The organism is Streptomyces sp. NPDC057638, from assembly GCF_042800315.1.
In the GTDB taxonomy this organism is placed as follows: Bacteria; Actinomycetota; Actinomycetes; order Streptomycetales; family Streptomycetaceae; genus Streptomyces.
In genome coordinates this window covers 1-12,676 of sequence record NZ_JBHVHF010000244.1, presented here as the reverse complement: position 1 = coordinate 12,676, position 12,676 = coordinate 1, and the positions used below count along the sequence as shown (strand labels likewise).

The window sequence follows — 12,676 nt, the reverse complement described above, 5'->3', positions numbered from 1 at the left end:
GCCCCGGAGATCGCTCTCCGGGGCCGCCGTCATGAGGGGCTCACTGAGGCCGTGGCTACGCCTCCACGGGCGGGAAGTGACCCTCCTCGACGAAGAACTGGACGTACCTGCCGAAGAGTTCCCTGGTCAGGACGGGCACCGCGATGCCCGTCCCGGACAGGGCCTGATCCGTCTCGGCCGTGTCGATGGGCGGGTAGAAGCCATCGGTGTCCGAGGTCATCATCTCGAAGGCGTCGAGCAGCGGAAGCAGGGCGTTGTCGCCCGTCTTGACCGTCTCGGTCCAGTTGTCCCAGTCGGCCTCGTCGATGTCGTACCCGAGGTCGCGCAGGAACTCGGTGCACTGGGTGAGCGCCAGCGAGCTCTGGTTGAACAGGTGGAAGGTGCCGCCGACGGTCTCCGGCTTGTGCGACAGGCCGGTGATCGCGGCGCTGACGTAGTCCACGGGGAGCAGATGGAACCGGCCCTCCGTGCCCTTGGGCGCACTGCCCGCCTGGATCAGGCCCTTGAGGGTGAGCCAGACGAAGTCACGGGTCTGGCAGGCGCCGTTGACCGTGTCGCCGGAGATGACGTCGACCCGGTAGATCGAGATCGGCAGGCCCCGGTCCCGGGCCACCCCGATGATCTGCTCGGCCACCCACTTGCTGCGCAGATAGCCGCTGGGCAGGACCTCGGCCGGGCCGGTCGGGTCGGTGGTCTTCAGCGGGACGCCGGGCTCGAGGACCCCGTCGAAGACGCCGACGGTGGAGACGTAGTGCACCGGCACCGTACGGTGGCGCGCGGCGAGCCGCAGCACCTCCTCGGTGCCGATGACGTTGGCCGCCTTCAGCGTCTCGTACGGCAGCAGCCAGTGCACCCGGGCGCCGTTGTGGTAGACGACGTCCACGGTACGGGCGAGCTCGTCGAAGGTCTCCTCGCTCATCCCGAGGCCGGGGTCGGCCAGATCGCCGGTGACGATCCGGATCCGGTCCTCGTCGATCTGGTCCCAGACCCGGTACCAGATGGCGTTGGAGCGCAGCCGCTCCAGGCCCGACTCCTCGTCGTCGGCGCGGACCAGGCAGTGCACGACGGCATTGGTCGTCGTCATGATGTCGCGCAGCAGGAACGCGCCGAGGAAGCCGGTGGCCCCGGTGAGCAGGACCGTGGCGGGGTCGGTGGCGTCCCGTACGACCTCGGCCGCGGGCACGATGTCGTCGGCGAGGACGACCTCGGCGGCGAAGTCGGTGCCACTGGGGCCGCTGGCGTCACCGCCGAGCACCGCCACCGCCAGCGCGTGCAGGTAGGCGGCGAGCGCGACCGGGGTCGGGTGGTCGAAGACCAGCGTGGGCGGGAGCTTGAGCCCGGTGGCGGTGATGAGCTGGTTGCGCAGTTCGACCGAGGTCAGCGAGTCGAAGCCGAGCGCGGAGAACGACTGGTCCAGCGCGATGCCGGAGGTGTCGCTGTGGCCCAGCACCTCGGCGGTGAGGGCCGCCACCAGATCGGTGACCACCTGCTTCTGCTCCGGCTCGGCCAGCTCGGCGAGCCGCTCGGTCAGCGACTGGGTGGAGACCTCGGTGTTCTGCGCCGCGCGCCGCCCGGTGGCCCGCACCAGCTTGGTGAGCAGGGTGGGCACCTGGACCTGCTCGCGCAGGGCGGCCAGGTTCATCGGGGTGGCGACGACGGAGGAGTGCCCGGTGGTCAGGGCCAGGTCCAGCAGGGCGGGGCCCTGCTCCGACTCGACCGGCTGGAAGCCGCTGCGGGCGATGCGCTTCATGTCGGCCTCGCTGAGGTGGCCGGTCATGCCGCTGGTCTGCTCCCACAGGCCCCAGGCGAGCGAGGTGGCGGCCAGTCCGCGGGCCCTGCGGTGGTGCGCGAGGGCGTCGAGGAAGTGGTTGGCCGCCGAGTAGGTGGACTGCCCCGGGCCGCCGACCACGGCCGCGATCGAGGAGAACAGGACGAAGGCGGAGAGGTTCAGGTCCTTCGTCAGCTCGTGCAGGTTCCAGCTCGCGTCGACCTTGGGCCGCAGCACGGCGGCGAGCCGGTCGGGGGTCTGCGCCCCGACCAGTCCGTCGTCGAGGACGCCCGCGGTGTGCAGGACGCCGGTGAGCGGGCGGTCGGCGGGGATCTCGGCGAGGACGGCGGCGAGCGCCTCCCGGGAGGCGACGTCGCAGGCGGCGACGGTGACCCGGGCGCCGAGCCCGGTGAGTTCCGCGACGAGTTCGGCGGCACCCTCGGCGGCGGGGCCGCGCCTGCTGGTGAGCAGCAGGTCCCGCACACCGTGCTCGGTGACCAGATGGCGGGCGAAGAGCCCGCCGAGGCTGCCGGTGCCTCCGGTGATCAGGACGGTGCCGCGCGGGTTCCAGGCCCCGGTGGGCTCGGCGGTCTCCTCCGGCACCCGGCCCAGCCGGGGGATGAGGACCCGGCCGTCGCGCAGCGCGGCCTGCGGCTCCCCGGTGGCGATCACCGAGAGCAGGGCCTCCTCGGAGGCGGGGCCGCCGTCGGTGTCGATCAGGACGATCCGGCCCGGGTTCTCCGACTGCGCCGAGCGCAGCAGGCCCCAGACGGCGGCGGCGCCGAGGTCGCCGATGTCCTCGCCCTCGGCGGTGCCGACGCCGTCCCGGGTGAGGACGGCGAGCCGGGTGTCGGAGAGCCGCTCCTCGGCCAGCCACTGCTGGACCAGGGTGAGCGCGGCCTGCGCCGACTCATGCGCGAGGGCGTCGGCGCCACCGTCCGCGCGGCCGTGGAAGCCGGCCCCGACCTTGGCGATGACGACATCGACCCGGCGGCCGGAGCCGACGGTGCGCGCCACGGCGGCGACATCGGGGTAGGTCCGCTCGCCGGAGCCGGCGCCCAGTTCGGCCCAGCGCAGCCGCTCCCCGGTGCCGGGAACCACCGGGTAGGTGGTCCAGTCGACATGGAAGAGCGAGTCGCGGTTGCGGGTGAGCGCGTTGGCGAGGTCGCCGACGGCGACGGCGCGGCAGGCCACCTCGGCGCTGGCGACCGGCAGTCCGGTGCCGTCGGCGAGCTGGACGGCCAGCGCCTCGTCCGCCCCGATGCTGATCTTGACCCGGAGCCGGGCCGCGCCGGTGGCGTAGAGCCGCACCTGCTTCCAGTCGGTGGAGATCCAGACCGTGCCGGGCGGGCGGCTGCCGTAGCTGACCAGGCAGGAGGAGGCCAGGGCCAGTTCGAGCAGGGCCGGGTGGAGGCCGAAGCCGCTGACGCTGGCGCGCTGCTTCTCCGGCATGCTGACTTCGGCGTAGATCTCGTTCTCGCCGTTCTTCCAGACCGCGTCCAGGCCCTGGTAGGTGGGTCCGTAGGTGTAGCCCTGGATGGCGAGCTTGTCGTAGCCGTCGTCCAGCGGTACCGCCTCGGCGCCCTGCGGGGGCCACTGGGTCAGCTCGAAGGGCTCCTCGGGGCCCTGGAAGCTGAGGTGGCCCCGGGCGTTGAGGGTCCAGGGCACATCGGCGGTGTCGGGCCGGGAGTAGATGGTCAGCTCCCGGCGGCCCGCCACATCGGCGGGGCCGACGCCGAGCTGGACATGGATGCCGCCCTTCTCGGGCAGCGCCAGCGGGCCGAGGATGTCCAGGTCGTCCAGGACGGTGGAGCCGAGTTCGTCCCCGGCCCGGATCGCCATCTCCACCAGCGCGGTGGCGGGCACCAGCGGCTTGCCGAGCACGATGTGGTCGGCGAGCCAGGGGTGGGTGCGCAGCGAGAGCCTGCTGGTGAAGAGGACCTGCTCGGATCCGGCGATGGTGACGGCCGCCCCGAGCAGCGGGTGGCCCGCCGACTCCAGGCCGAGGTCGGAGGCGTCGGCGACGATTCCGGTGGTCTCCACCCAGTACCGCTCGTGCTGGAAGGCGTACGTGGGCAGCGCGATCCGCTGGGCCCCGGTGCCCTGGTAGAAGGCGGCCCAGTCCACGGCAGCGCCGGAGGTGTGGGCGCGTGCGACCCCGACGACCAGGCTCTCGCCGTCCGGCCTGCCGCGCCCCAGCAGGGCGACGGCGGTGCCGGTGTCGGGGGTGACCATGTCCTGCACCAGCGGGGTGAGGATGGCGTCGGGGCCGACCTCGACCAGGGTGGTGGTGGAGAGCTGGGTGAGGGTGGTGACGGCGTCGGCGAACCGGACCGCGCCCCGGACCTGCTTGACCCAGTACTCGGGGGTGCGCAGGTCGTCACCGGTGGCGAGCTTGCCGGTGAGGGTGGAGATCACCGGGATGGTGGGCTCGCGGTAGGTCAGTTCGGCGGCGACCCGGCGGAACGCGTCGAGCATGCCGTCCATGTGCGGGGAGTGGAAGGCGTGCGAGACGGTGAGCCGCTTGGTCTTGCGGCCCAGGCCCCGGAAGTGGGCGGCGATCTCCTCGGCGGCCCCGGCGTCGCCGGAGATCACCAGCGAGGTGGGGCTGTTGATCGCGGCGATGGAGACCGCGTCGCCGAGGTGGGCCCGGATCTCGTCCTCGGTGGCCTGGACGGCGATCATCGCGCCGCCGGTGGGCAGGGCCTGCATCAGGGTGGCGCGGGCGCCCACCAGCCGGGCCACGTCGGCGAGGTCGAGCACGCCCGCGATGTGCGCGGCCGTCAGTTCGCCGATGGAGTGGCCCGCGACGTAGTCCGGGACGATGCCCCAGGACGCCAGCAGCCGGTGCAGGGCGACCTCGACGGCGAAGAGGGCGGGCTGGGTGTTGCCCGTCTCGTCCAGGTCCTCGCCGGTGGTGATGGTCTCCAGCAGCGGCCGCGGCAGCAGCGGGTCGAGCTGGGAGCTGACCTCGTCGAACGCCTCCCGGTAGACCGGGTAGGTCTGGTACAGCTCCAGGCCCATGCCGATCCGCTGGGCTCCCTGGCCGGTGTAGAGGAAGCCGAGCTTGCCGGTGGCGCGGGTGCCGCGGACGGTGTTGACGACGGCGTCGCCCTCGGTGAGCGAGCGCAGTCCGGTGAGGAGTTCCTCCCGGTCCCGGCCGACGACGACGGCCCGGTGCTCCAGCGCGGAGCGGGTGGTGCCGAGGGAGAACGCCACGTCCAGCGGGCTGGGCTGCTCGCCCTCCACCAACGCGAGGAGTCGGCGGGCCTGGTCGGTGAGGGCGTCGGCGGTCCTGGCGGCGAGCGCCCAGGGCAGCACGGCGTGGCTGACGGCCTCGACGGGTTCGGATTCCGGTTCTTCGGCGGATTCCTCGGCCGGGGGCTGTTCGATGATGACGTGCGCGTTGGTGCCGCTGACGCCGAAGGCGGAGACACCGGCCCGGCGCGGGGCGCCGGTCTCGGGCCAGGCGCGGGCCTCGGTCAGCAGCTCGACCGCGCCCGCCTCCCAGTCCACCATCGGGGTCGGGGAGTCGATGTTGATGGTCTTGGGCAGCACGCCATGGCGCATCGCCATGATCATCTTGATGACGCCGCCCGCGCCCGCCGCGGCCACCGTGTGACCGATGTTGGACTTGAGGGAGCCGAGGTAGAGCGGCCGGCCCTCGGGCCGGTTCTGCCCGTACGTGGCGATCAGCGCCTGCGCCTCGATGGGGTCACCGAGCTTGGTGCCGGTGCCGTGCGCCTCGACCACGTCCACATCGAACGGGTTGAGCCGGGCGGTGGCCAGCGCCTGGTGGATGACGCGTTCCTGGGAGGGGCCGTTGGGCGCGGTGAGCCCGTTGGAGGCGCCGTCCTGGTTGACCGCCGAGCCCCGGACGACCGCCAGGACCTGGTGGCCGTTGCGGCGGGCGTCGGAGAGCTTCTCGACCAGCAGCAGGCCCACGCCCTCGGACCAGGCGGTGCCGTCGGCGGCGGCGGCGAAGGACTTGATCCGCCCGTCCTCGGCGAGCCCGTTCTGGCGGGAGAAGTCGATGAAGCCGCTGGGGTGGGCGGTGATGGTGGCACCACCGGCCAGCGCCAGCGTGGACTCCCCCTTCCGTACGGACTGCACCGCGAGGTGGAGCGCGACCAGCGAGGAGGAGCAGGCGGTGTCCACGGAGACCGCGGGCCCCTCGAAGCTGAAGGAGTAGGCGATCCGGCCGGACGCCACACTGCTCAGCTTGCTGGTCATCAGATAGCCCTCAAGCTCCTCGGGGCCATCCAGCCCGAGGTAGCTCTGCTCCACCACGCCGGTGAAGACACCGATCTGGCTGCCGCGCAGGGTGGCGGGGTCGATCCCGGCCTGTTCGAAGGTCTCCCACGCGGTCTCCAGCAGCACCCGCTGCTGGGGGTCCATCGCCAGCGCCTCACGGGGGGAGATCCCGAAGAAGCCGGGGTCGAAGAGGCCCGCCCCGTCCAGGAAGCCGCCCCTCTTGGTGTAGGACTTGCCGGGCTTGCCGCGCTCCGGGTCGTAGATGGCGTCGATGTCCCAGCCGCGGTCGGTGGGCCAGTCGCTGATGCCGTCGGACTCGTCGGCCACGAACTTCCACAGCTCGTCCGGCGAGGTCACCCCGCCCGGGAAGCGGCAGGCCATCCCGACGATGGCGACCGGCTCGTCATTGTCCGCCTCCAGTTCGGCCAGGCGTGCTCGGGCCTTCTGCAGATCGGTGGTGACCCACTTCAGGTACTCCACCATCTTCTGTTCTCTGGACACTGCGTTCTCGCTGGACTCGTTGGACATGCGCAATCAACTTCCCCTGGGGCTGGGTGGGGCGGGCGGCTCGGTCCTCCCTCCACGGTCCGTCTGCCGGGCGGGGCCTGGTACGCGCGTTCCAGGCCCCGCCGGGTCCGCCCGCCGGGCGGACGACACCACCGTGGGGGGACGTCCTCGCTAGCCCGCGGAACGTCCGAGCTGGTTGTCGATGAAGTCGAAGAGGTCGTCCGCCGAGGCGGATTCGAGCGCCTCGGAGGCGGCGGCGGCCTCGGCCGACCCCGCTGCCTCGTTGAGCCGGGACAGGATCGTCTGGAGCCGGACCGAGACCGCCGTACGGGTGCGCTGGTCATCGCCGAGCGCCGCGAGGGCGGAGTCCAGCCGGTCCAGTTCCTCCATCAGCGGCGGGGCGCCGCCGCCCGCCGGGGCCACCTCGCCGATCAGATGCTCGGTCAGCGCGGTGGGGGTGGGGTGGTCGAAGACGACCGTGGCCGACAGCCGTACCCCGCTCTGCGCGATCAGCCGGTTGCGCAGTTCCACGGCGGTCATGGAGTCGAACCCCATCTCCTGGAACGCCCGGTCGGGCGCGACCGCGTCCAGGCCGGTGTGGCCCAGGACGGCGGCGACCTCGGTGCGGACCAGTTCGAGCACGGTGAGCTGCCGCTCCACGGGCGTCAGATCGGCGAGCCGCTCGGCGAGGGTCGCCGTGGCGGCGCCACCGCCGGTCGCGGCCCGGCGGCTGGGGCCCCGGACCAGGGAACGGAAGACGGGCGGTACCTGGCCGTGGGCGCGCATCGCGGAGAGGTCCACGGGCAGCGCGACCACGGCGGCGGTGGACTCGGTGAGCGCCGAGTCGAAGAGACCGGCGCCCTCCTCCGGCGAGACGGGCTTGAAGCCCTCGCGCCTGAACCGCTTGAGGTCGTTCTCCTCCAGGGCGGCGTTGATGCCGTAGCTGAGGCCCCACAGGCCCCAGGCGATGGAGGTGGCGGCGAGCCCGGAGGCGGCGCGGTGGCAGGCGAGGCCGTCGAGGAAGGCGTTGGCCGCCGCGTAGTTGGACTGTCCCGGTCCGCCGATCACCCCGACGCTGGAGGAGAAGAGCACGAACGCCGACAGATCGAGGTCCCGGGTCAGCTCGTGCAGATGCCAGGCCGCGTCGGACTTGGGCCGCAGCACGGTGTCCAGGCTCTGTGGGGTGAGCGCGGCGACCAGCCCGTTGTCGAGGACGCCCGCCGTGTGCACGACCCCCTTGAGGGGGTGCTCGGCGGGCACCGACGCCAGCGCGGCGGCGAGTGCCGCACGGTCGGCGACGTCGACGGCGGCCAGCTCCACCCGGGCTCCGAGCGCGCCGAGTTCGGCGGCCAGCTCGTCCGCGCCGGGCGCGTCGGCGCCGCGCCCGCTGAGCAGCAGCAGACTGCGGACCCCGTGCTCGGTGACGAGATGGCGGGCGAAGAGGGAGCCGAGCGCCCCGGTGCCGCCGGTGATCAGTACGGTGCCGTCCCGGTCCCACACGGCCGGGCCGGTCTCTCCCCCGGCGGCAGAAGCGGCCGAGGCGGCGGCGACCCGGCGCAGCCGGGGCAGCAGGATCTCCCCGCCGCGCAGCGCGGCCTGGGACTCGCCGGAGGCGACGACGGCGGAGAGTCCGGGCGCGCTGTCCCCGGCGGCGGTCCGCGCGTCGAGGTCGACCAGGACGATCCGGTCGGGCGCCTCGGCCTGGACGGAGCGCAGCAGCCCCCAGGCGGTGGCGGTGCTCAGTTCCGCGACGCCCTCGGAGCCGGTGTCGACGGCGCCCCGGGTGAGGACGACCAGCCGGGTCCCGGCGAGCCGTTCGTCGGCGAGCCACTGCTGGGCCAGGGCGAGGGCCTGGCGGGCGGCGCCGTGCGCGGCGCCCACGGCGTCGTCGGCGGGGCCGGGTTCGACCCGGGCGAGGACGGCGTCGAGCGGCGCCTCGGACTCGGTGGCCTTCGCCACGGCCGCCACGGCCGCCACGTCCGCGAAGGAGGGGATGGACTCGTACGAGGTGAGGTCGGCGCCCAGCACGGACGCCTCGGCGCCGGACAGCACACCCCAGCGGAGCTCGGCGGCGGGCGCGGCGAGCGCGGTGCGGTCCCAGCCCAGCTCGAACAGGGGCCGGGTGGTGCCGGTGGCGGCGGTGAACTCACCGTCCGGGACGGAACGGAAGGAGAGCCGCCGGATGACGGCGACGGGCTGGCCGTCGGCGTCGGAGAGCCGGACCGTCAGCGCGCCGTCGTCACCTCCGTCACCAGCGACAGACGCCTGGACCTGGACCACGGTCGCCCCGGTGGCGTACAGCTCGACGCCCTCCCAGTGGGCGGGGATCCGGGTGGTGCCGGGCTCGGCGGCCCCGGCGAGGGAGGCGACCGCCGCCACCGCGTCCTCCAGCAGCGCGGGGTGCAGCTCGTACCGCGCGGCGTCCGGCAGCAGTTCCTCGGCGAGGCGGACCTCGACGGGCTTGCCGTCGCCGGGCGCGGGCACGGGGGCGCCGGAGTGTTCGGCGAAGTGGCCCCGGGCGCGCAGGGTCCATCCGTCGGCACCGCCCGCGTCACCGTCGGCGCGGGTGTGGATGGTGAAGGGCCGCCGTCCGGAGTCGTCGGGGGGCGCGGTGCCGAGCTGGAGCTGGAGGGTCTCCCCCTCGGGGACGGTGATGGGGGCGAGGACCTCCAGTTCGGCGAGGGCCGCCCCGCCCAGCTCGTCCCCGGCGCGCACGGCCATCTCGACCAGTCCGGCCGGGGGCAGGACGGGTGTCTCGAAGACGGCCTGGTCGGCGAGCCAGGGGTGGGTGCGGGCCGAGATCCGGGCGGTGAACAGGGTCTGTTCGGCCCCGGCGACGGTGACGGCGTTCCCCAGCAGCGGATGTCCGGTGTAACCCGCGCCGCCGACGCCCTCGGCGCCCTCGGCGGCCCCGGCGGTCATCAGCCAGTACGGCTCGCGCTGGAAGGCGTACGTCGGCAGGGCGATCCGGGCGGTGGGCGCGGTGGTGCCGAGGACGGCGGCCCAGTCGACGGCGGTGCCCCGGGTGAAGGCGGTGGCGGCGGCGGTGAGCACGGTGACCGGCTCCGGCCTGCCCCTGCGTACGGTCGGGGTGGCGCCCGACAGCGGGGAGAGGATGGCGTCGGGGCCGACCTCGATCACGGTCGCGAGGTTGAGCCCGTTCAGGGTGGTGACGGCGTCGGCGAAGCGGACGGTGCCCCGGACCTGGTCGGCCCAGTAGTCGGCGGTGCGCAGATCGTCGCCGCCCGCGAGCTTGCCGGTGAGGGTGGAGATCACGGCGATCCGGGGTTCGCGGTAGCGCAGTCCGCCCGCGACCCGCCGGAATTCGTCGAGCATGCCGTCCATCCGGGCGGAGTGGAAGGCGTGCGAGACCACCAGCCGCTTGGTCTTGCGGCCCATCTGGGCGAAGCGGTCGGCGAGCGCCTCGGCGGCCTCGGTCTCACCGGAGACCACCAGCGACTCGGGGCCGTTGACGGCGGCGACGGAGACGGCGTCGGTCAGCAGCGGCCGTACCTCCTCCTCGGTGGCCTGGACCGCGAACATCGCGCCGCCCACCGGGAGTTCCTGCATCAGCGTGGCACGGGCGGCGACCAGCTTCACCGCGTCGTCCAGCTCCAGCACGCCCGCGATGTGCGCGGCCGTCAGCTCACCGATGGAGTGTCCGGCGACATAGTCGGGGCGGATGCCCCAGGACTCCAGCAGCCGGGTCAGCGCCACCTCGAACGCGAAGAGCGCGGGCTGGGTGTTCCCGGTCTCGTCCAGCCCCTCACCGGTCTCGATCGCGTCCACCACCGACCCCGGCAGCAGGGGATTGAGCAGATCGCAGATCTCGTCGAACGCCTCTTTGAAGACCGGGTAGGCCGCCGCCAGCTCACGGCCCATCCCCGCCCGCTGGGCGCCCTGACCGGTGTAGACGAAGGCGAGCTTGCCGGTGGTCCGGCTGCCCTTCACGGCGCTGGCGATGGTCTCCCCGGCGGCCAGGGAGCGCAGCCCGGCGAGGAGTTCGTCACGGCCTCGGCCCAGGACGGTGGCGCGGTGCTCGAACAGGGTCCGCCCGCTGAGCAGGGCCCGCGCCACCTCGACCGGATCGAGGCCCTCGTCCGCGTCGGTGGCCGTCAGCAGCCGCGCGGCCTGTCCGGCGACGGCCTCCGGGGTCTTGCCGGAGAGGGTCCAGGGGATCACCGGCACGGCGGCGGGCGGCGGCGGTGCCGCCTCGGCGTCCTCCACCTCCGTCTCGGGCGCCTGCTCGACGATCACATGGGCGTTGGTGCCGCCGAAGCCGAAGGAGGAGACACCGGAGCGGCGGGGCGCGCCGGTCTCGGGCCAGGCGCGTGCCTCGGTCAGCAGCTCGACCGCGCCCGCCTCCCAGTCGACATGGCTGGTGCGCTCCTCGGCGTGCAGGGTCCGGGGCAGCACACCGTGGCGCATCGCCTGGACCATCTTGATGATGCCGCCGACCCCGGCCGCCGACTGGCTGTGCCCGATGTTGGACTTGAGCGAGCCGAGGTAGAGGGGCCGCCCCTCGGGCCGGTTCTGGCCGTAGGTGGCGATCAGCGCCTGGGCCTCGATGGGGTCGCCGAGGGAGGTGCCGGTGCCGTGCGCCTCGACGGCGTCGACCTCGTCGGCGCCGAGCCCGGCGTTGGCCAGGGCCTGGAGGATGACGCGTTCCTGGGCGGGGCCGTTGGGGGCGGTGAGCCCGTTGGAGGCGCCGTCCTGGTTGACGGCGGTGCCCCGGATCACGGCGAGCACGGGGTGCCCGTTGCGGCGGGCGTCGGAGAGCCGCTCCACCAGCAGCAGGCCCACGCCCTCGGACCAGCCGGTGCCGTCGGCGTGCTCGGAGAAGGACTTGCAGCGGCCGTCGGGGGCCAGTCCGCGCAGCCGGGAGAACTCCACGAACGCGGTGGGCGTCGCCATCACGGCCGCGCCGCCCGCGAGCGCCAGGTCGCACTCCCCCGCCCGCAGCGCGGTGGCGGCCAGGTGCAGCGCGACCAGCGAGGAGGAGCAGGCCGTGTCGACGGTGACCGCCGGGCCTTCGAGCCCGTAGGTGTACGAGAGCCGTCCGGCGGCCACGCTGCCCGCGCTGCCGCTGAAGAGATAGCCCTCGTTGCCCTCGGCGGGCAGCTGGGCGCGGGAGCCGTAGTCGTTGTACATCAGGCCGGTGAAGACACCGGTGCTGGAGCCGCGCAGGCCCTGCGGGTCGATGCCCGCGCGCTCGAACGCCTCCCACGCGGTCTCCAGCAGCATCCGCTGCTGGGGGTCGACGGCGAGGGCCTCGCGCGGGGACATCCCGAAGAACTCGGGGTCGAAGAGGGCCGCGTCATGGAGGAAGCCGCCCTCGATGGTGTACGAGCGGCCGGTCTCGTCCGGGTCCGGGTCGTAGAGGGTGTCCAGGTCCCAGCCCCGGTTGGACGGGAACGCGCCGACGGCGTCGGTGCCGTCGGTCACCAGCCGCCACAGGTCCTCCGGGGTGGTGACCCCACCGGGGTAGCGGCAGGCCATGCCGACGATGGCGATCGGCTCACGGCCCTTCTCCTCGGTCTCGCGCAGACGGGCGCGGGCGTCTCGCGCGTCGGCGATGGCCCGCTTGAGGTACTCCCTGAGTTCTTGCTCGTTCGCCACGTGTTCTCAGCTCCCCGACGTGGTGTCGCTCGGTGATGAATGGGGTGGTGGGGGCGCCCCGCGCCCGCTGGGGTCATGTGCTGGGGCCGTGCCGGTTTCGTGTACTCGGTGCTTGGTGCTTGGTGCTCGTGCGCCGTGCTCGGTGGCGCGTGTCCGGGCGGACGCGGTGGTCGTGCCCCGCGCCGCGCCCGTCCCGCGCGCTGGTCCGCGCGGGTGCCTGATCCGGGTCGTACGGGTGGTTCCGGCCGTACGGGTCGTACGGGTCGTACGGGTCGTACGGGTCGTACGGGTCGTTCCGGTGGTACGGGTGGTACGGGTCGTACGGGTGGTCGCGCGCCGGTCGTGCGGTCCGTCCGGGCGCGGTGGACGGGCGCCGTGCGCCGCGCCCGTCCACGGTCGTGCGCCGTGCCGGGTGGTGCTCGTCCGGTGGTGCGTGCGCGGTGGTGCGCCGTACTCGGTGTGCCTGCTCGGTGGCGCTCGTCCGGTCGTGTGTGCGCGGTGGTCCCGGTCCGCGGGCGTCCGTACCTC

2 protein-coding genes and 1 pseudogene are annotated in these 12,676 nt (G+C 73.6%); all 3 read right to left on the bottom strand.

The genetic code is table 11. The features are described 5' to 3' along the window. Nucleotides 1-55 precede the first annotated feature (55 nt). Nucleotides 56-6,550 (bottom strand): thioester reductase domain-containing protein, encoded by a 6,495-nt coding sequence (locus ACFVIM_RS26420; protein ID WP_384306030.1) that lies wholly within the window; start codon nucleotides 6,548-6,550, stop codon nucleotides 56-58. 150 nt (nucleotides 6,551-6,700) lie between these two features. After that, on the bottom strand, nucleotides 6,701-12,148 hold the full coding sequence (locus tag ACFVIM_RS26415; protein ID WP_384306027.1) for an SDR family NAD(P)-dependent oxidoreductase: 5,448 nt from the start codon (nucleotides 12,146-12,148) through the stop codon (nucleotides 6,701-6,703). A 73-nt stretch (nucleotides 12,149-12,221) separates the two neighbouring features. Next, nucleotides 12,222-12,676: pseudogene (locus ACFVIM_RS26410) on the bottom strand (hypothetical protein); the annotation flags it as partial.

Excerpts from the sequence above, each read along its gene's own strand:
- ACFVIM_RS26420 (WP_384306030.1), bottom strand. The coding sequence starts at position 6,550 with ATGTCCAACGAGTCCAGCGAGAACGCAGTGTCCAGAGAACAGAAGATG.